This window comes from Streptomyces sp. KMM 9044, from assembly GCF_024701375.2.
Lineage (GTDB): Bacteria > Actinomycetota > Actinomycetes > Streptomycetales > Streptomycetaceae > Streptomyces.
Genome location: NZ_CP113910.1, coordinates 3,637,967 through 3,657,606, shown reverse-complemented (window position 1 = coordinate 3,657,606; position 19,640 = coordinate 3,637,967). Strand labels below are relative to the sequence as shown.

General features: G+C 70.7%; 16 protein-coding genes, 1 tRNA gene and 2 pseudogenes. 8 read left to right on the top strand and 11 right to left on the bottom strand.

Features of this window, described 5'->3' with window-relative positions:
• Positions 1–3: 3 nt before the first annotated feature.
• From HUV60_RS16495 to HUV60_RS16480, 4 genes are all read right to left on the bottom strand, one after another.
• On the bottom strand, positions 4–447 hold the full coding sequence (locus HUV60_RS16495) for a copper chaperone PCu(A)C (RefSeq protein WP_257850542.1): 444 nt from the start codon (positions 445–447) through the stop codon (positions 4–6).
• 80 nt (positions 448–527) lie between these two features.
• Positions 528–1,181, bottom strand: a complete 654-nt coding sequence (locus HUV60_RS16490; protein WP_257850543.1) for an SCO family protein — start codon at positions 1,179–1,181, stop codon at positions 528–530.
• A 92-nt stretch (positions 1,182–1,273) separates the two neighbouring features.
• A complete protein-coding gene (locus HUV60_RS16485; RefSeq protein WP_257850544.1) occupies positions 1,274–2,020 on the bottom strand; it encodes a YcnI family copper-binding membrane protein in 747 nt (248 codons plus the stop codon).
• 258 nt (positions 2,021–2,278) lie between these two features.
• Complete coding sequence (locus tag HUV60_RS16480; protein ID WP_257850545.1) at positions 2,279–3,172, bottom strand: hypothetical protein; 894 nt, start codon at positions 3,170–3,172, stop codon at positions 2,279–2,281.
• 220 nt (positions 3,173–3,392) lie between these two features.
• Here HUV60_RS16480 and HUV60_RS16475 point away from each other — a divergent pair, with 220 nt between their 5' ends.
• Positions 3,393–3,857, top strand: coding sequence for an ATP-binding protein (locus HUV60_RS16475; RefSeq protein ID WP_257850546.1), 465 nt, complete (start codon positions 3,393–3,395; stop codon positions 3,855–3,857).
• Between the two features lie 154 nt (positions 3,858–4,011).
• On the opposite strand, the gene HUV60_RS16470 is transcribed toward HUV60_RS16475, so the two are convergent.
• Both HUV60_RS16470 and HUV60_RS16465 read right to left on the bottom strand, forming a co-directional pair.
• Positions 4,012–5,532 (bottom strand): aminopeptidase P family protein, encoded by a 1,521-nt coding sequence (locus HUV60_RS16470; protein ID WP_443047315.1) that lies wholly within the window; start codon positions 5,530–5,532, stop codon positions 4,012–4,014.
• 342 nt (positions 5,533–5,874) lie between these two features.
• A complete protein-coding gene (locus HUV60_RS16465) occupies positions 5,875–7,428 on the bottom strand; it encodes a PP2C family protein-serine/threonine phosphatase (RefSeq protein ID WP_257850548.1) in 1,554 nt (517 codons plus the stop codon).
• Positions 7,429–7,955: 527 nt separating this feature from the next.
• Here HUV60_RS16465 and HUV60_RS16460 point away from each other — a divergent pair.
• Positions 7,956–8,621, top strand: a complete 666-nt coding sequence (locus HUV60_RS16460; RefSeq protein ID WP_257850549.1) for a bifunctional DNA primase/polymerase — start codon at positions 7,956–7,958, stop codon at positions 8,619–8,621.
• Between the two features lie 610 nt (positions 8,622–9,231).
• Here HUV60_RS16460 and HUV60_RS16455 read toward each other — a convergent pair.
• The 3 genes from HUV60_RS16455 to HUV60_RS16445 all read right to left on the bottom strand — a co-directional run bounded on the left by HUV60_RS16455 (position 9,232) and on the right by HUV60_RS16445 (position 12,126).
• Positions 9,232–10,221 (bottom strand): SEC-C domain-containing protein, encoded by a 990-nt coding sequence (locus HUV60_RS16455; protein WP_257850550.1) that lies wholly within the window; start codon positions 10,219–10,221, stop codon positions 9,232–9,234.
• A gap of 202 nt (positions 10,222–10,423) precedes the next feature.
• Positions 10,424–11,062: an ATP-binding protein gene (locus tag HUV60_RS16450; RefSeq protein WP_257850551.1), complete on the bottom strand. Its 639-nt coding sequence runs from the start codon at positions 11,060–11,062 to the stop codon at positions 10,424–10,426.
• A 236-nt stretch (positions 11,063–11,298) separates the two neighbouring features.
• Positions 11,299–12,126, bottom strand: a complete 828-nt coding sequence (locus HUV60_RS16445; RefSeq protein ID WP_257850552.1) for a glycerophosphodiester phosphodiesterase — start codon at positions 12,124–12,126, stop codon at positions 11,299–11,301.
• A gap of 321 nt (positions 12,127–12,447) precedes the next feature.
• On the opposite strand from HUV60_RS16445, the gene HUV60_RS16440 reads away from it, so the two are divergent.
• Positions 12,448–14,001: a S1C family serine protease gene (locus HUV60_RS16440; RefSeq protein ID WP_257851672.1), complete on the top strand. Its 1,554-nt coding sequence runs from the start codon at positions 12,448–12,450 to the stop codon at positions 13,999–14,001.
• Positions 14,002–14,066: 65 nt separating this feature from the next.
• A tRNA-Ser gene (locus HUV60_RS16435) sits at positions 14,067–14,153 on the top strand.
• Positions 14,154–14,307: 154 nt separating this feature from the next.
• Here HUV60_RS16435 and HUV60_RS16430 read toward each other — a convergent pair.
• Positions 14,308–15,069, bottom strand: a complete 762-nt coding sequence (locus HUV60_RS16430) for a GntR family transcriptional regulator (protein ID WP_257850553.1) — start codon at positions 15,067–15,069, stop codon at positions 14,308–14,310.
• An 83-nt stretch (positions 15,070–15,152) separates the two neighbouring features.
• Between HUV60_RS16430 and HUV60_RS16425 the strand changes: the two are divergent.
• Positions 15,153–15,412 (top strand): annotated as a pseudogene (locus HUV60_RS16425) (hypothetical protein); the annotation flags it as partial.
• On the opposite strand, the pseudogene HUV60_RS16420 reads toward HUV60_RS16425, so the two are convergent.
• Positions 15,402–15,939 (bottom strand): annotated as a pseudogene (locus tag HUV60_RS16420) (bifunctional DNA primase/polymerase); the annotation flags it as partial. The pseudogenes HUV60_RS16425 and HUV60_RS16420 overlap by 11 nt on opposite strands.
• A 356-nt stretch (positions 15,940–16,295) precedes the next feature.
• On the opposite strand from HUV60_RS16420, the gene HUV60_RS16415 reads away from it, so the two are divergent.
• The 3 genes from HUV60_RS16415 to HUV60_RS16405 all read left to right on the top strand — a co-directional run bounded on the left by HUV60_RS16415 (position 16,296) and on the right by HUV60_RS16405 (position 19,620).
• Complete coding sequence (locus tag HUV60_RS16415) at positions 16,296–16,622, top strand: hypothetical protein (RefSeq protein WP_257850555.1); 327 nt, start codon at positions 16,296–16,298, stop codon at positions 16,620–16,622.
• 645 nt (positions 16,623–17,267) lie between these two features.
• Positions 17,268–17,828 (top strand): SigE family RNA polymerase sigma factor, encoded by a 561-nt coding sequence (locus HUV60_RS16410; RefSeq protein ID WP_257850556.1) that lies wholly within the window; start codon positions 17,268–17,270, stop codon positions 17,826–17,828.
• A 136-nt stretch (positions 17,829–17,964) separates the two neighbouring features.
• Positions 17,965–19,620, top strand: a complete 1,656-nt coding sequence (locus tag HUV60_RS16405) for a long-chain fatty acid--CoA ligase (protein ID WP_257851674.1) — start codon at positions 17,965–17,967, stop codon at positions 19,618–19,620.
• Positions 19,621–19,640: the final 20 nt, after the last annotated feature.

The following is a 19,640-nucleotide window of genomic DNA, read 5'->3' as shown; positions in this document are numbered from 1 at the left end:
CCCTTAGTGTCCGTGCTTCGGGGTGTAGGTGGCAGGCTGCACCGGAATCTCGACCGTGACGGGGGCGGAGTGGGCGAAGCGCAGCTCGACGGAGACCTTCTGACCCTGCTTCGGCTGCTGTTTCAGCTGCTCGAACATCAGATGACTGCCGCCGCTCTCGAGTACGAGGCTGCCGTGGGCCGGGATGTCGAGCGCGTCGGCCTCCTGCATGGCCCCGTCGACGGTCTCGTGCACGGTGACGTGGTCGGCGGCGTCACTGCTGACCGAGGTCAGCTGGTCGGCCGCGCCGCCCTTGTTGCTGATGACGAGAAAGCCGGCCGCCATGTCCGACACCGGCTGCGGCATGTACGCGGAGCCGACGGACAGGTCCGCCTCGCCGTCCGAGCCCGAGCTCTCCGAGTCCGAGCCGCCGCAGCCGGCCAGGGTCAGCACCCCGGTGAGGGCCACTGCCGCGAGGCCGTGCGGCCTCCCGAGGAGCTGTCTCCCAGACAGCTGCCTTTCCGCGGGCCGCTTCCGGGCAAGCCGATTCACGGGTTCTCACCCTTGATGATCTCGGGGAGGTCCGCGGTGTAGTCCTCGACGGTGGCGTCCTCGCCGTAGAGGAGGTAGCCGCCGTCGGTCTTCGGGGAGAAGGCGATGACCTGGGTGCCGTGGTCGGAGACGACCTGGCCCTTGTCGTCCTTGCGCGGCGCGTCGATCGAGATGCCCAGGGTGCGGGCGCCGGCCTGGATCGTGTCGAAGTCGCCGGTCAGGCCGACGGCCTGGGAGTCGATGCCCTTGAGCCACTTGCCGAGCTCGGCGGAGGTGTCCCGCTCGGGGTCGGTGGTGACGAACACGATCCGCAGTTCGTCCTGCTGGTCCCGGGGCAGCTGCTTCTTGGCCACCGCGAGGTTGTTCATGGTCAGCGGGCAGACGTCGGGGCAGTGTGTGTAACCGAAGTAGACCACTGTGGGCTTGCCGGCGGTCTCCGCGCGGAAGTCGTACTCCTTGCCCTGCGTGTCGGTGAGGACGAGGTCAGGCTTTTCGAACGGGTTGTCGAGGACTGTGGCGGCCTTCTCCGCGCCGGCCTCCTCGGAGACCATGGCGATGGGGCTGTCGCTGTCGCTGTCGCCGCTGCCGCAGGCGGAGAGGGTCAGGGTGGCGGCGAGCAGGGCCGCCGCCGCGAGGGTCTTCTTGCGCATGATGAGGTCCAGAAGGTAGGTACTCCGGCGCGCACCGGGGTTCCACGGGGCCGTGGGCGGCCCCGGTGCGCGCCGTTGAACAGGGGGAGGGATCAGGCGTCGGCGCGCCTGCGTCCGGCGAGTACGCCGTAGGCGACGCCCGCGGCGCCGACCACGATGCCGACGATGCCCAGGACCCGGGCGGTGGTGTCCGTGCTGTCGGCGTCGGAGCCGGTCTCCGCGGAGGCGTTCTCGGTGGTCTCGTCGGCCTTGGCGTCGTCGGCCTCACCGTCCGACGCACCGTGCGCGTGACCGTCGGCGGAGGCCTCGGCCAGGGCGAGCACGGGGGCCGGGAAGTCGGGCTCCTCCTGACCCTCCTGAGGCACCTCGATCCAGCGGACGACCTCCTTGTTGGAGTACGTCTGCAGCGCCTTGAAGACCAGTTCGTCGGCGTCCTCGGGCAAGGTGCCGACGGACACCGGGAACTTCTGGAAGAAGCCCGGCTCGATGCCGTCGTCGTCGGCGGCGGTCCAGGTGACCTTGGTGACGGCCTCGTCGATCTTCTTGCCGTGCATCTCCAGCGGCTTGTCCAGCGTGGACTTGGTGACCTTGATGTCCCAGCCGTCGACCGGCTGCGGCATCACGGAGGCCAGCGGGTGGTCGGTGGGGAACGTCACCTCGAGCTTGGTCGTCGACGCGTTGTCGCGCTCGTTGGGGACCTTGAAGTCCACGACCGCGTAACCGCCCTTGGCCGCCTCGCCCTCGGGCTGCACGCTGACGTGCGCGATGGCGGGGGCGGACAAGGTGAGGACGGCGACGCCGGCGACAGCGCCGACGGCGGCGATACGGGAAGCCTTCATGGCAGGAGCACTCCGCTTCGGTTGGGTTTTGCTGACGGTGAGGGATCCGCGTACGGGCGTACGTCCCCGCCGGTCGTCGGCGGCCGGGCCGCAGCCGGCCCGCTCGTGCGAAAGAAGCACGAGCGAAGCAAGCGGGAAGTGCGCGGGAACACGCGGGGAACGCGCGGGGAAGCTGACGCACGCGCGCGTGCCGGACCGCACGCCGGCGCCCCTCTCCCGCCCGGAGGCCCGGCGGTGTGGAGTGGTGGCCCGGTCGCGTCAGGCGGCGAGGGCGAGTGCGGTACCGGCCGGGGGCGGGCCCCGGCGGATCACCGTGTGCTGGAGTGCGGTGATCCGGGGCGTGGGCGCTGCGGGCGGTACGGAGCGCAGTCGGCGCGGGGCCGCTCGCGGGGCCCCCGGGAGACCCGCGCGCAGGGCAAGTACCAGGGCGAGCGCCGCGCGCAGGGACCGTACGAGGGTGCCCTCGGCGACGCCGTGCGCCGACAGTTCGGTGAGCCGCAGCAATGCCAGGTCGCCGCGGCGCATCAGCCAGCCGGTGGCGAGCGCCGCGAGGACGTGCACGAGCAGCATCGGCAGGGACGGCAGCAGCGGCATCGCCGCGCCCGTGGCCGAAGGGTCCGCGGCCAGGGACAGGAAGCCCTCCTGGCTGTGTCCGGCGTGGGTCCCGCCGACTGCGCTCTCCGTACCGGTCGTGCCGGTCTTCCCGGGGTGGATCCGGGCGTCGGTGAGGATGCGCTGCGCCTGTGCGGGGCTGATGGCCGCAGTGCCGGCACCGCACATCAGCCGGGCTGCCTGCTCGATCAGCGAGGCGTCGGACACGGAACCGGCCACGGAGGACGACGCGGCCGACGAGACGTTCGCGGGGGCCGTGGCGCCGTGCTGGCCGATGCCGAACACGGTGTGCAGCACCACCTGGCCGACCGCCAGCAGGGCGGCGATACCGGGCAGGGACCGCGCGCGTCCGGCGAGCGGCAGCGTGGCCACGAACATTCCGAGGAACCCGACGCCCAGCGTCCACAGCGGAACGGCGGCGTGGGAGGCGAGTGTGTGACCTGCCCCGGCCAGCACGACACAGACCGCGGCGAGCACCGCGGCCCGCGGCATCCGGAGCCCGCGTCCGGAGCGCATCGTGTGCGGGTGGGGAGCAGTCATGGCGGGCTCATCATCGCACTGGGCCTCCAGCCGCCGTACGGCAGGTCCGCAAGGAGAGCTACAACCGGAAGGTCACCTCTGTGGCAGGGCGTCCCATATACACCGGCCGACCTCATGACGCACCCACCATATGGGGGTTATCACGTCAGCGGGACGCTTACAAGCGGGTACGCAGGGCAATAGGTAACGGTATGTCGAGCCGCGGCCAGGAGGCTGGAGCATGAGCATCTGGTGGTCACTCCATCTGCGCCGTGATGCTGCGAGCGTGCCGCTCGCGCGTCGCCTCCTTCTCGGCGCGATGGAGACCGCGGGCGTCGACCCCGACATCTCCTACGACCTCTCCGTCGCCCTCACCGAGGCCTGTGCGAACGCCGTCGAGCACGGTGGGGGCACCGTCCGGGGCGGGTGTGCGGAGGCGTACCGGGTGACCGCCTATCTCGAGGGTGAGAAGTGCCGTATCGAGGTCGCCGACGCGGGCCCCGGCTTTCCCGCCGTGGCCGGCGGCCGCGCCCATCCGCCGGTCCGCCCCGCGCCGTACGACGCGGAGCACGGCCGCGGCCTCTGCCTCATCCAGGAGCTCGCCGACCACGTCCACATCGGCAACAAGCCCGACCGGGGCGGCGCCGTGGTGAGTTTCGACAAGATCCTCAAATGGCGGAAGGGCGCGCCGCTGGTGGCGGTGTGACCCCGCCACCCGCTCGCACCGAACCTCCGTCGCACTGCGGCCGGGCACCTCTTCCGGGTGCCCGGCCGCAGTGCGCGTACGCGCATCAGCTCATGCTCGATCACTCCATCACTCGAGCGGTTCGTCAGCACCTGGAGAACCTCTCGAGCCGTGATCAGCCCTTGAGAGCCGCCATCCACGCCTCGACCTCGTCCGAGCGCCTGGGCAGTGCGGCGGAGAGGTTCCGGTTGCCGTTCTCGGTCACCAGGATGTCGTCCTCGATGCGGACGCCGATGCCCCGGTACTCCTCGGGGACAGTCAGGTCGTCGGCCTGGAAGTACAGACCCGGTTCGACTGTGAGCACCATGCCCGGCTCCAGGGTGCCGTCGACGTACGTCTCGGTGCGCGCGGCGGCGCAGTCGTGGACGTCCAGACCGAGCATGTGGCCGGTGCCGTGCAGCGTCCAACGGCGCTGCAGACCCAGCTCCAGCACCCGCTCCACCGGGCCCTCGGCCAGACCCCACTCGACGAGCCGCTCGGCCAGGACCCGCTGGGCGGCGTCGTGGAAGGCGCGGTACTTGGCGCCGGGCCTCACGGCCGCGATACCGGCCTCCTGGGCGTCGTACACGGCGTCGTAGATCTTCTTCTGCAGCGTGCTGTACGTGCCGTCGATCGGCAGCGTGCGCGTGACGTCCGCCGTGTAGTACGTGTGTGTCTCCACGCCGGCGTCGAGCAGCAGCAGGTCGCCGGAGCGGACCGGGCCGTCGTTGCGCACCCAGTGCAGGGTGGTGGCGTGCGGGCCGGCGGCGCAGATGGAGCCGTAGCCGACGTCGTTGCCCTCGATCCGCGCGCGCAGGAAGAACGTGCCCTCGATGTAGCGCTCGCTGGTGGCCTCGGCTTTGTCGAGGACCTTCACGACGTCCTCGAAGCCGCGCACGGTGGAGTCGACGGCCTTCTGCAGCTCGCCGATCTCGAAGGCGTCCTTGACCAGCCGAGCCTCGGAGAGGAAGACCCGCAGCTCCTCGTCGCGCTCGGCGGTGACCTTGTCGGTCAGCGCCGCCTCGATGCCGACGTCGTGGCCCCGCACGACGCGCACCGGGCCGTTGGCCTCGCGCAGGGCGCCGGCCAGTTCGCGCACGTCGGCGGCGGGGATGCCGTACCGCTTCTCGGCCTCGGTGAGGGAGTGGCGGCGGCCGACCCACAGCTCGCCCTGGCCGTCCAGCCAGAACTCGCCGTTCTCGCGGTTCGAGCGCGGGAGGAGATAGATCGTCTCCCGGTGGCCGTCGGCCGTCGGCTCCAGGACGAGGACGCCGTCCTCGGTCTGGTTGCCGGTGAGGTACGTGTACTCGACCGACGCGCGGAAGGCGTACTCGGTGTCGTTGGACCGCGTCTTCAGGTTGCCCGCGGGGACGACCAGGCGCTCGCCCGGGAAGCGCGCGGACAGCGCGGCACGGCGGGCGGCGGTCTCCGTGGCCTGGGGGATCGGCTCGAGACCGTGCAGTTCGGTGTCGGCCCAGCCGCTCTTCATGCTCTCGGCCAGCTCGTCGGACACACCGGGGTAGAGGCCGTTCTTGCGCTGCTTGACGGGCTCTTCCTCAACACTCTCGGGGCCCGCCGCGGCTTTTGGACCTTCGGGGCCTGTCGTCCCGGCGGCCTCGTCGAACGCGGTCGGGAACTCTTCTGCCACAGCGGTCATCCTCCTCGGTAAGGCTCTGGGCCTCCCCCAGGGTGTCGGTTTCGTCCGAGCCGGGGGTCTCCCCCATCGTACGGTTACCGGCGAAACGGTCACCCGGGGGAAGGACCTGTTACCAAGGGCGCGCGGGGGGCGACGGAAACGGGTACGGGAGCGGGCACGGGCACGGACATGGGCATGGGCATGGGCATGGGGACGAGTACAGAAACGGGCACCGAGTCGGCCGCGAACCGATGCCGCGAACCGATGCCGCGAAACGGGGTGCTTCGAACCGGCACCTTCCTGACTGTCCGGTTCCTGCCCGCGCGGCATCGTCCCCTTCCCGCCCCGCCTTGCGCGGTGCGGCTACTCGAACCGTGCGGCCAGCAGGACGACGTCCTCCGCGGAGTCCGTCGTCCGAGCACCCACGGGCAGCACGGTGCGCAGAATGTGGTCGGCGATCGCGCCCGGGTCGCGGCGCAGCGCCTGGGGCACCCCGGCGGCAGCCGCGTGCAGCCGGGCGAAGGCGCGGTCGGTGGGGTCACCGGTGCGGTGCAGCAGCCCGTCGGTGTAGAGCAGGACCGTCTCTCCCGGTTCCGCGTGAACCTCCACGCTCGGCGCCTCCCAGCAGGCGAGCATGCCCAGGGGGGCCGAGACCGACGTCTCCACGAACTCCGTACGGCGCTCGCCGAGCAACAGCGGCGGACTGTGACCGGCACCGGCCAGCGTGATCCTGCGCAGCGTGGGTTCGCAGTAACCGAACAGCGCGGTGGCCGACCGGGCGGGTTCGGTGACTCTCAGCAGCAGTTCCAGGTCGGACAGGACGGCGACCGGGTCCTCGCCTTCCATCACGGCGTAGGCGCGCAGGGCCGCCCGCAACCGCCCCATCGCGGCGACCGCGCTCGGCCCGGCCCCGGTGACCGACCCCACGGCGAGGCCGAGGGCGGCGTCCGGCAGTGGCAGCGCGTCGTACCAGTCGCCGCCGCCGTGCGGGGAGGCGCGGTGCCGGGCGGCGAGCTGGACGCCGGGGATCCGGGGCAGGCGCGAGGGGAGGAGTTCCTCGTACATGGTGGCCATGGACGCACGCGTGCGCTCGAGTTCCAGGAGGCGGGCGAGATGCTCGGCGGCGTAACGGGCGTAGAGGCCGACGAGGTGCCGCTGGCGTTCTGACGGTTCGGCGGGTTCGTCGTAGAGCCACACCGCGGCGCCCAGGCGACGCGCCGCCTCCGCTGTCCGTGTGGCGTCCGTGCCTGCCGGGGCCTCGGGGGTGAGGGGCAGCGTGTAGCTCGCGGCGTAGCCGAGGCGGGCGGCGACCTCGCGGTGTCGGGGGTCGAGTCCCTTCTCGGCGAGCAGGTCGGGTACGGCGATGCCGTCGTCGGCACCGGGCGGCAGTCCGTCGAGGATCCTTCCGTACGGCACCGCGCTGCGCGGGATCGTCTCGATGTGGCCGAGATCCGCGCGGGTCAGGCCGAGACCGATTGTGGTGGCCGGTCCGCGACCGTCGGCGGGTTCCAGGACCACGAGACCGCGTCGGGCGCCCACCAGGGCGGCACCGGCGCGCAGCAGTTCCCGGAGCGCCTCGTCGAGGGAGCTCGTGCGGGCCAGGTGCGCGGTCAGCTCATGGAGGGTCGTGAGATCGGAGACCCATCCCGCGAGTCGGTCCTGCGGGAGCACGCCCGGTGCGTTCTGGGGGTTTGTCGGGGCAGCCGGAGAGGTACCCGTAGCAGCGGACGCGACAGTCTGTGCGGGGGCTGGAACTGTTGAATCGATTCCAGCCACTTTCGCAGGGTGCGGGGCGTTCATGGTGTCCGGCTTTCCTGCCGGTACGAACTGTTCAAAAGCATCGCAAGCCCTCATGTCGTTCTGCGTCGCCGGCAGTGTCTCCACATGTGCACGTTCTCGTGAGGAGGTGCACAGCATTGTCCTGCGGGGATTACTGGTGTCCGTGGGGCTGGAGGGAGTCCGGAAAGACTTCACTCCCGCCCTCTTGCCGATAAGGTAACTTGGCTTGAAACTGCCTCAAGGGGAGGTTGATTGCGGTCGACTGGGCTCGCTCGACGGAGCGTCACAGCGGTCGTGATGGGTACGTACTCGGAGAAAGCCAGGGGTGGTTGGGATCACCCGGGAACCTGGCGACGGATCCGGGCGTCTTAACCACCGACGACCGTGCCCCATCCTCCCGTGGCGGAGGCGGAGAGAAACACGCGCGACGGTAAACGCCAGACTTCGCCACCCCCACGCCACCCCCGTGCTTCCGGTCGACGCAGTATGGGTGGTGCGGCCGCGGAGGCAGTCCTTGTTCGGCCCGTAGGGGCTCCCTTTGCCCGGTGCAGGGGTGCGATGCGCCGACAGGTACGCGCAGCAGGTACGCACAGTGCAGTGATCGACACATGTTGTGATGTGGACCACGGTGTTGCCAGGCGTGCAACGGAAAGGAACGAGCGCTCATGCGCGAGATCCTCGGAAGGCGACGCAGGCTCCTGTTCCAGCGAGGCGACAGGGGGCCCCAGCTGATCGAAGCGGCCCTGACCTTCGCCTCGGACTGGCAGTGGCCGGTACTCCCGGGTGTGGCGACGGATCCGCAGGGCGGGTCCCGCTGCGGCTGCCCGGACCCCGAATGCACGGTGCCGGGCGCGCATCCCTTCGACCCCGGGCTCCTCGCCGCCACCACCGACGCGCGCATGGTGCGCTGGTGGTGGGGCAACCGGCCCACGGCGCCCATCGTCCTGGCCACGGGGGGCAGGGCTCCCTGCGCGGTCTCCCTGCCCGCTGCGCCGGCCGCCCGCGCCCTGGTCGCCCTCGACCGGCTCGGCATACGGCTCGGCCCGGTCGTCGCCTCGGCGGACCGTTGGGCGATCCTGGTCAAGCCGTACTCCCTGGAGCAGTTGGGCGAGCTGCTGTACGCCAAGGACTTCGTCCCCGGCTCGCTCCGCTTCCACGGCGAGGGCGGCTACCTCGCCCTGCCCCCGTCCGTCACCGGCCTGGGCGATGTCCGCTGGGAGCGCGCGCCGCTGCCCGGCTCGGCCTCGCCCTGGGTTCCCGACGTCGAGGCCGTGGTGGACGCCGTGGTGGAGGCCCTCACCGGTACGGGCGTGAGCGCGCCCGAGATGTAGTGGCTGCCGACGAGCGCGTGGTCCGGTTACTTCCTGTCGCCGCGCGCGGCATCCGGTGGCTTTGTCGTCCCCATGGACTCTGTTGCTCAATTGCGGAGAGTGACGCCGGCCTGTCGGCGGGGCGCAGGGAACGGGCCTCGCGGGGAGGCGGTCCGGCGCCCCGGCCGGCCCCTCTCGGATGCGGTGCGTGACCCTCCCTCGAATTGAGCAGCAGAGTCCCCATGGTTTCCGGCGGAGCCTCGGCGGGATGGCCTCTCGCGGCACTGCGCGTGTGGGGCGCGCAGTCACCGATCTCGCCGACCAGGCCGTACGAGGGCCGTCGGCCGCCGTCGCGCTGCCGACCTGCGCTCCGGGAGCAGCTGTCCGGGGGAAACCGGTGGCTGAGGCACGACCGCGTTGCGTGAAGAAGCGCGGCCAAGCGAAGACCCGGTTGCTGGCGACGGGGGATGCACCAGCAACCGGGCTACTGGAACGGTAACAAGAGATCGGCTGTTAGCAAATTCGATCTCAGCTTTTCCGGTCACCGACTGGCTTGTCTCCACCGGGAGTTGTGGATGAAGACGGTCACGTGGACCGGGCGGTCGGCGCGACCGGGGAGTGTGCTCGCGCCTCAGCTGAGGGTGACCTGGCGGTTGGTCAGGCCGCCGCGCGCACGGCGCTCGTCGCCGGTGAGCGGGGCGTCGGTGGCCAGGGCCGCGGCGAGGCGCTCGGCGAACTCGGCCGCCGGCTTCTCCACGTCCTCGGCCCCGACCCCGCTGGGCAGGTCCCAGACTGGGACGGTCAGTCCGTGGGCGCGGAAGGAGCCCACGAGACGGGTCCCCTCGCCGAGAGAGGAGCGGCCTGCCGCGTGCAGTCGCGCCAAGGCGTCCAGAAGTTGCTCCTCGGGGTGCGGCATGACCCACCGCAGATGGTTCTTCTCGGGCGTCTCGCACCAGTACGCGGAGTCCACGCCCGAGAGCTTGACGGTCGGGATGGCCGCCGCGTTGGCCCGCTCCAGGGAGGCGGTCACGTCCGGGGTGGCGGTCTCCGGGTCGGGGACCCAGAACTCGAAGCCGCTGTGCACCACCGGCTCGAACGTGCCCTCGGGGTCGAGGATGTCCTGCAGCCGGGGCCCCTCGGCCGGAGCGCGGCGGGCCTGCACCGGTGTGCCCGGAGCGGCGGTGAGCGCCCGCCGCAGGGTGTCGGCGAGGTCGCGGCTGATGTCACCGGACGAGGTGTCGTTCTGCAGGCCGAGGAGGACCGAACCGTCGTCACGGCGCAGCGCGGGCCAGGCCATCGGCAGCACGGTGGCCAGGGTGACCGACGGGACGCCGTCGGGCAGGCCGTCCTTGAGGGGCAGTTCGACGGTGGCCGCAGGCACCAGTTCACGCAGTGCCACCCAGTCGCACTCGCCCGGCACTCCCTCGAACGGGCGCTGCACCAGTTCGGTCACGGCGTGTGCGGCGGCACGGCCGTGGCAGGCCTTGTAGCGGCGTCCGCTGCCGCAGGGGCAGGGCTCGCGGGCGCCGACGACCGGAAAGTTCCCGTCAGCGCCTGCGGCGCGGGCTCCGTCCGTGGGCTGCGGGCGCTTGGCCTTGGTCTGGGGGCGCTTCTTGGCCATCGTGGGTGTCTCCCGGTTACGGCTCGTCTCGTACGGGCGGGAGCCTAGTCGTTCACGACGCGGCCGAAGGGACCCTGCGGACGACGTGCCGCCTGTGGGCAACGCACAAGCGGTACGGGACCGGGGCCGCGCGAGACGGCCGACGGGGCCGGCGGTGGACGGCCACGCGGGGTGGCCGTGGGGATCGCCGCACGTGCGCCGGTCAGTCGAGGCGGTCGAAGGCGTCCGCGAACCCCAGGCCGGCCATCTCGGTCATCTCGGCCATCTCGGACACCGCGGGGGTCGTCACCCGTGCGGCGAAGTCGTCGCGCCGGTGTCCGGCGTCCGGGTCGTACACGTCGTCGTGGACGACGACCCATACCGTGACCTCGCCGGGCACCTCGTCACGTACACCCCAGTCCTCGGCCAGGGCTGTGATGATGTTCAGCCCCCGGCCGCCGTGCGCGGTGACCGACGGGGTCGCCGGCGCCGGCCGGGTCGGGCCTCCACCGTCTGTGACCTCCACGATGAGCCGGCCGCGGGGATCCACCTGCCAGGCTGCGCGGACGTCGCCCTCCCCGGCCAGGGCGCCACCCAGGGGCCTGCCGTGTTTGCACGCGTTGCTCAGCAGTTCGGAAAGGATCAGTACGGCGTCGTCGATGACCGCGTCCGCCACGCCGCCGTCGCGCAACTGCAGGCGCATACGGCGCCTCGCTTTTCCCACGTCCACAGGGCCATGGGATACGGCCATGCTCGACGACGTGGGCACCTCCTGTGCCACCACCAACGCCACCCCCGAGACCTCCTTCGCCCCACGCCACGGTGTGAATGCCCCATGGGCCTGAACCGGAAACCGGCCCATTCATGTGCGGTGACGCACTCGAAACAACCGAGCGCTTACCGAATGCGCCGGAGCACTCTCCGCAATCGAGTGGCTGGATTTCGTCGATGTGGCCGAGATGTGAGGATGGAGTGAGAGGGGGTCCGCGGTCAAGAGCCCCGCACGGGCAACATGGACAGCGCGGGCACCGCGGACCGCACGGACCGCACGGACCGCACGGACCGCACGGACCGCTTGGTCGATCCGTCCCGTGTCGCTCAGCGGTCGAGCTGGTCGAGCACCGCGCGGGGGCGGTTGGTGATGATGGCATCGACCCCGAGGCCGACGCAGGCGTCCACGTCCTGGGGATCGTTCACGGTCCACACGTGCACCTGGTGGCCGGACTGCTTCAGGCGCTCGACGTACGCGGGGTGGCTGCGGACGATCCGGATCGAGGGGCCCGCGATCGGCACCCCTTCCGGCAGCCGCCCCTCGCGCAGCCGGGGCGAGACGAACTGCATGAGATGGACCGTCGGCAGGGTGGGTGAGACGGCGCGCACACGATGCAGCGACCGCGGGGAGAAGCTCATCACGCGTACCGGTGACTCCTCGGGGGAGCCGGGGTCGTCCAGGCCGAACCTCTTCAGCAGGAGCAGCAGCCGCTCCTCCACCTGTCCCGCCCACCGCGTGGGGTGCTTGGTCTCGATCGCCAACTCCACCCGGCGGTCGGCATCGGCGACCAGCTCCAGCAGCCGCTCCAGGGTGAGGACGGAGGTCGCCTCCCTGTCCTCCGGCCTGTGCTCCCAGTCGGGCTCCTCGACCCGTCCCCCGAGTGGGTCGCGCGTCTTCCAGGAGCCGAAGTCCAGGGTGGACAGATCGGAGAGCTCCAGTGCCGACACCGCACCGCGGCCGTTGGACGTACGGTTGACACGGCGGTCGTGAACGCAGACGAGATGACCGTCCGCGGTCAGGCGTACATCACATTCGAGCGCGTCCGCGCCGTCCTCGATCGCCTTGCGGTACGCGGCCAGGGTGTGCTCGGGGGCGTCCTCGGAGGCTCCGCGGTGGGCGACGACCTGGATCGGACGTTGACGTGCATGGGTCACCGCGTCATGGTGCCATCGCACGGGGGGTGCCGGTGCGGTCGCCTGGGTGTCGATGGGCGGGTCGACGCGACGGTCTGATCGGGGGCATGGGCCGGAGGTATGGGGATGATGCACCCTTGGTGAGTAATGCCTTGTATAAGGAAGGGCCTCGCACCCACAGGAACGGCTTATGGTGCCCTGACGGCCCATGGGAAAAGCTGACGGCATACAAAGAGATACGCACAGCTGAAGCGCGCCGGACTCGTCGACATGCGTGAACGAGCGTGAATGAGCGTGACCGAGTGCGACCTGGAACAACAGCCGTGGATCGAGGAGAGAGCTGTGAGCACCGAGAACGAGGGCACAAGCGAGGGCGTACCGGTACCCCCGGCCCCGCCCGTACCGCCCACGCCGGTGGACGCTCGTGCTGCTCAGGCGCATCCGGAGCACCAGGCTCCGGACGGGGGCAGCCCGACGACCCCCCTGCCCCCCGTCCCGCCGAACGTGCCGGGGGCGGCACAGGGCCACGGCTCGTCGCAGTACCCGGCACACGGTGGCGGCGACCGCGGCGGATACGGCGAGCCGGCCGGACATACCGCTCAGGGAGGCCATGGCGCCCAGAACCAGCCCCAGGCCGGCTCTCCGTCGGGAGTCTCCTCCCCGCCCGACGCCTCCTGGCCCCCGCCCCCGGCGTCGGGCACCCCGTCGTACGACGGTGGCGCCGGTCACGGCGCGGGCGGCTGGGGCTCTTCGTACCAGCAGCCGCCGGCACCGAAGAAGGGTGGCAGGCGTGGCCGCCTGATCGCCACAGTCCTGCTGGCCGCGCTGGTCGCGGGCGGCCTGGGTGGCGGCCTCGGCTACACGCTGGCCAAGAACAACGACAGCAACGGCTCGACGACCGTCTCGTCGTCGACCAGCGGCGGCAACGTCAAGCGCGACCCGGGCACGGTCGCGGGCGTGGCCGCCCAGGCACTGCCGAGCACGGTTACCATCGAGGCGGAGAGCAGCAGCGGTGAGGGCGGGACCGGCACGGGATTCGTGTTCGACACCCAGGGGCACATCGTCACCAACAACCACGTGGTGGCGGATGCCGTGGACGGCGGCAAGGTCGTGGTGACCTTCCCGGACGGCAAGAAGTACGACGGCGAGGTGGTCGGCAACGCCCAGGGTTACGACGTCGCGGTCATCAAACTGCGGAATGCCCCCTCGAACCTGAAGCCCCTCACCCTGGGCGACTCCGACAAGGTCGCCGTCGGCGACTCGACGATCGCCATCGGTGCCCCGTTCGGCCTGTCCAACACGGTGACGACCGGCATCATCAGTGCCAAGAACCGCCCGGTGGCTTCCAGTGACGGCGCCGGCAGCCAGGCTTCGTACATGAGCGCCCTGCAGACCGACGCCTCGATCAACCCGGGCAACTCCGGTGGACCTCTGCTGGACGCCCAGGGCAACGTCATCGGTATCAACTCCGCCATCCAGTCCACCAGTAACGGCGGCTTCGGCACCGGCCAGGCCGGCTCCATCGGACTGGGCTTCGCCATCCCGATCAACCAGGCCGAGTACGTGGCCCAGGAACTGATCAAGACGGGCAAGCCGGTGTACGCCAAGATCGGCGCGTCGGTCTCCCTCGAGGAGGGCACGGGCGGGGCGAAGATCACCGAACAGGGTGCCGCCGGCTCCGAGGCGGTCGACCCCGACGGTCCCGCCGACCAGGCCGGCCTGCGGCCCGGTGACGTCATCACCGAGCTCGACGACCGCGTCATCGACTCCGGTCCGACCCTGATCGGCGAGATCTGGACCCACAAGCCGGGCGACGAGGTCACCCTCACCTACGAGCGTGACGGCAAGGAGCAGACCACGGAACTCACCCTGGGCTCCCGCGTCGGCGACAGCTGATCCCACCCCGCCCGCACCGACCCGTTACCCTTGTCCCCGCACCGCCGATCACCCGGCGGGCGCGGGGAGGTGTGCCCGAGCGGCCTAAGGGAACGGTCTTGAAAACCGTCGTGGCAGCGATGTCACCGTGGGTTCAAATCCCACCGCCTCCGCACGACGAGCAGTGAGAACGGCCCCTGACCTGGTAATTCGGTCGGGGGTCGTTCTCATGTCCGGCCCTGTTGCTCCCCGCTGTTCCCCGCGGTTTCCCGCTCGAACGGGCACGCAAGGGGCACGCTGGGGCACGTAGGGGGCACGCGCGGACGGCTATCGAGAGTTCGGGATCTCGTAGACGATTTCGCAGAGCGCGGCGGGTACGACGATGTCCGCGGTCTCCACGGGGCGGCCCTGGTCGCTGTAGTACGTCCGTCGGATGTGCGTGACGAGTGAGCCCTTCTGGATGCCCAGGAGTGGGGCCTCCTCGGCGGTCGCCCGCCGTGGCTCGGGCTGCTCCACGGCGTGGCTGACGGTGATGCTGATTGCGGCCATGCGGTTCACGACCCCTGCCCCGGCGTGCGGCCCTCCCTCGGGGAGGACGACGAGTGTGCCGGCGGTGAGGTCGTACGGCTCCCAGCTCGTCGACAGCTGTACCGGCCGCCCGTCTGCGAGGAACTCGTACGCGGTCCGTACGCACAGATCGCCTTCGGCGATACCGAGCCGCGCAGCGATCTCCGCCGGGGCGGGGACCTTGGCCTCGGTCCGGCTCTCCCAGTCCCCGTGCCTGCCCACGGTCTTCATGTCCGCGCGGAATGGTGAGCCGCTGGGCTGCTCACCATTCCGCGCGGACGACCGGACCACGCACACGCGCTGTCGGGGCTCGGCGACGTAGGTGCCGGAACCGGCGCGGCCTTCGAGCACACCTTGGGAGATCAGCAACTCCTGCGCCCGGCGCACCACGTTGTCACCGACGCCGTATTCCTGGCCGATCTGGGCGCGGGAGGGGAGTCGTTCCCCCGGCTCCCACTCGTGCTCCGCGATCCGCCGCCGTAGCTCGTCGGCGATGCGGAGATAGGGCGGTTGCTCAGGCATATGGAGAAGCTGGTCCACTAGCTCTGATCTGGTTAATCAGCTTCACTCGAAGTGGTCGCCGCTGATCGAAGGGCTGTCCTGCGCCTGCTTCCAAGGAGCGCGCGGGGGCCGTCGCGGCCCGGTTATCGGCCGTCGGGCCCGCCACGCGCGTGGAGGAGCGCGACGACTGCACGGCCATCGAGGCGGAGGTGCCGGAAACACTCTCCGCACAGTCGTGGCGGGAGGTGCTGGACGCGGTGGCCACGGCCGACCGTTTCGGCCTCCTCGCCACCAGTTCGTACGACCGCACCCTCTGGGCGGTCGTACGCAAACGGTCCCCGCGACGGGTGATGTCGGGAGCCCGGGCCGACCAGGTAGCCGCCGGCGCCCCGGACGTCGATGCCGGGGGCGAGCCGGCTCGCGGAGTTGGGGACGACGACGTCCGGCGGGCCACTGAGCCACAGGTGGCGGCCGCCGCTGGGGGTCAGGACGACCACCGTGGAGGGGATCGTGAACAGGTGGCGCAGGGCCGGTTCGCGCAGGGCGGCGGAGGGGTCGGTGCTGGTCTTCGTGTCCAGGTCGATGCCGATCAGGTGGTGCGCGGGCAGTCCGCAGGCGATGCCGTAGCCGGTGGCCCTGGGGGGCGGCGGCGAAGAGTGCGCGGATGCGGGCGGGGTCGGCAGAGGCGTCGTGGACACCGTGCCCGAGGCGGCCGCACTCGCCGCGGCAGCGGATGGCGGGATCGGGACGGGAATCGGGTTCGTCGCGGTGTGGGGAACGCGGCGCGGGGAGTTTCGTCCGGGACAGCGGGATGACGGCCAGTCCGCGTTCGGCGGCGGACAGGGCGTGTGCGAGGGCCGGCGCCGTGGCCTGCCGGTCGGTGGTGGCCATGCCTCTATGTTCGTACGTATGTTCGAAGAAAGGAAGAGGGGTGGGGTGGCGCGCCGGGGTTCGCGCGGGCGGCGGGAAGTGTGCCGAAACGCTTCACCTCTTGTGGGGCTTGATGCGAGGTGCCCTTTTCGAGCGGAGAGGATGGATTAGGGGTTCGGTAGGGGTTTATTGACTTGTCCTCACGCTTGCGTGCGAATGATGGCTTCAGGGGTGGTTCGCGGTTATTCGGTGGGCAATCCTGCTCTTGCGACGTCGAGTACAGCCCGGGGCGGTCGGCCGACTTTCCTGGTGACAGCCGTATATCGGACACACGCGGTCATGAGCCGGTGTGTCCTCGGTCCTGGAGGAAACACAACATGGCAAGCATCCGTACCGCCCGCGTCATCGCCGCCGTCTCCGCCCTTCCGCTGGCGGCAGCCCTCTTCACCGGCGTCGCGGCGGCGGAGAGCGGCGCTCTCGCGGAGGACGGCTCGAGCGCCACGGCCGCGAGTGCCACGGCGGGTGTGGTCGGAAGCGGCGTCGGCGGGGACAACTTCGGCAACTCGGCCACCTCGCAGCAGCAGGCCGTCGGTTCCGGTGCCTCGAACCAGAGCAGCACCGCCCAGGTCAACGGCTCCGCCTTCACGGCCGTCAGTCAGGGCAACGACAACGTGGCGATCAGCTTCGCCCCGCTGTGGTGGTGAGGCGCGGGGGGCCGGCGGTCCTCTGACGGCCTGCGCGGGGTGTGCTTCGTGGGGCGCGGGGCGTGTGCGCGTCGGTGTTTCGGCACAGCCGCGCACATGTCTCGCGGGGGCGGGTTCCCCGATCGGGTGGGAGGCGGTCCGCGTGCCTGTGCTTGTACCCGTGTGTGCGTGTGCGTGAGGGGGTGGAGCTGAAAAGGAGGTGATGTCTGGCGGCCGGTCGGGAACCTCATGGCTCGTGAGGGGATAAGGGGGGGAGAGGAGGCGGTGCGGGACGACGAGGGGCCGCGTGAGCGGGGGCCGACGGTGAGGGAGGGGCCGGGGAGCCGCTGGGGGTTGGGGTGCCCGCTGCCGTTCGAGGCGCGGTGAAGTCGCACGAGAGGCGGGCTCTCGTGGCGGAGGACGTGGGCATACAGACCTCGGCGCTCGGGGCGCGGGGGCGCCCAGGATGTCGGGGAGAGCCCTTGGGGGACGGGTGAGGTCCCTGGGTGCTGGTGTGCCTCCCCTCAGGGGTGAACCCGCAGTGGCTCTCCACCGCTCGTCCACCCTCAGGAGGTGCAGCAGGCACGGCCCCTACAACCTGAGGGGGACGTGGCTTCGGGACCTGGGGCCGATCCGCCGGACGCGCCCCGCTCATAGCGTTGAGGCATGACCACACCCGTCTGCACCAGCGCTTCGAACGCCGCTGCTCCAGCGACGCAGACCCTCCCGTACCCGTCGTTCTCGTCGTACATGAGGGCCCGCCAGTCGGTGCTCCTGCGTACCGCCCGGTCCCTGACCGGGAACCCGAGTGACGCGGAGGATCTGCTGCAGACCGCGCTCGCCAAGACGTACGTCGCCTGGGAGCGCATCGAGGACCACCGTGCGCTCGACGGCTATGTGCGCCGGACGCTGTTGAACACCCGGACGTCGCAGTGGCGCAAGCGAAAGGTGGACGAGTTCGCCTGCGAGGAACTGCCCGAGCCGGATCCGCCGTCCGCGGCCGACGACCAGGCCGAGCAGCAGGCGCTGCGCGACGCGATGTGGCGGGCGATCATGCGGCTGCCCGCGCGGCAGCGCGCCATGGTCGTCCTGCGGTACTACGAGGACCTCAGTGAGGTGCAGACGGCCGAGGTGCTCGGCGTATCGGTGGGCACGGTGAAGTCGGCCGTGTCGCGGGCGCTCGGCAAGCTGCGGGACGACGCTGAGCTGGGTCTAGTCCGATCCTGACCGGAAAAGTCGTTTCGCGGGGTGTGATCGATCATCCGTCCCCCTAGTGACATACCAAGCGGTATGTGCGCAGAATCAGCACATCCGTTACCGCCGCGTAGGCAATGTCGCCCGGGAGGACGCCGTGCTGAGCACCATGCAGGACGTACCGCTGCTGATTTCGAGGATCCTGACCCATGGGTCGGTGCTCCACGGCACGTCACAGGTGACCACCTGGACCGGCGAGAGCGACCCGCACCGCCGTTCCTACGCCGAGATCGGCACCCGCGCGGCGCAGCTGGCCCACGCCCTGCGCGACGACCTCGGAGTGACCGGCGACGAGCGGGTCGCGACCCTCATGTGGAACAACGCCGAGCATGTCGAGGCGTACTTCGCGATCCCCTCCATGGGCGCGGTGCTCCACACGCTGAACCTCCGCCTTCCGGCCGAGCAGCTCGTGTGGATCGTCGGCCACGCCGCCGACCGGGTGGTCCTGGTCAACGGTTCGCTGGTTCCACTGCTCGCTCCGCTGCTGCCGCATCTGAAGTCGCTCGAACACGTTGTCGTGTCCGGCCCCGGGGACCGTTCCGCGCTGGCGGACGCCGCGGCGCGGGCGCAGGTACGGGTGCACGAGTACGAGGACCTGATCGCCGGGAAGCCCACCGCCTACGACTGGCCCGAGCTGGACGAACGTGCCGCCGCGGCCATGTGCTACACGTCGGGCACGACCGGGGACCCCAAGGGCGTGGTCTACAGCCACCGTTCGATCTACCTGCACTCGATGCAGGTCAACATGGCCGAGTCGATGGGTCTGACCGACCAGGACACCTCGCTGGTGGTGGTCCCCCAGTTCCACGTCAACGCCTGGGGTCTGCCGCACGCCACCTTCATGACCGGCGTCAACATGCTGATGCCGGACCGTTTCCTGCAGCCCGCGCCGCTCGCCGAGATGATCGAGGGCGAGCGCCCGACCCACGCCGCCGCCGTCCCCACCATCTGGCAGGGCCTGCTGGCCGAACTGCTGGCCAAGCCGCGGGACGTCTCCTCCCTCACCCAGGTCACCATCGGCGGCTCGGCCTGTCCGCCCTCCCTGATGGAGGCGTTCGACCAGCTGGGCATGCGGGTCTGTCACGCCTGGGGCATGACGGAGACCTCCCCGCTCGGCACCATCGCCCGCCCGCCGGCCCATGCCGTGGGCACCGACGAGGAGTTCACCTACCGCCTGACCCAGGGCCGCTTCCCGACCGGTGTCGAGGCCCGGCTCACCGGCCCCGGCGGCGAACGCCTTCCCTGGGACGGCGAGTCCGCGGGCGAGCTGGAGGTGCGCGGCCCCTGGATCGCCGGCGCCTACTACAACGGTACCGAGGCCGAACCCCTGCGCCCCGCGGACAAGTTCAGCGAGGACGGCTGGCTGAAGACCGGGGACGTCGGCACGATCTCGCCCGACGGCTTCCTCACCCTCACCGACCGGGCCAAGGACGTCATCAAGTCCGGCGGCGAGTGGATCTCCTCCGTCGATCTGGAGAACGCGCTGATGGCTCACCCGGACGTCGCCGAGGCCGCCGTCGTTGCCGTCCCGGACGACAGGTGGGGCGAGCGCCCGCTGGCCACCGTCGTCCTCAAGGAGGGCTCCACCGCAGGCTTCGCCACGCTGCGCGAGTTCCTCGCCGGCGAGGGCAGGATCGCCAAGTGGCAGCTGCCCGAGCGCTGGACCGTGATCGAGTCGGTGCCGAAGACGAGCGTCGGCAAGTTCGACAAGAAGGTGCTGCGCAGGCAGTACGCCGAGGGCACACTGGACATCACCCAGCTCTGACGGGCTCCGGCGCGCACCTC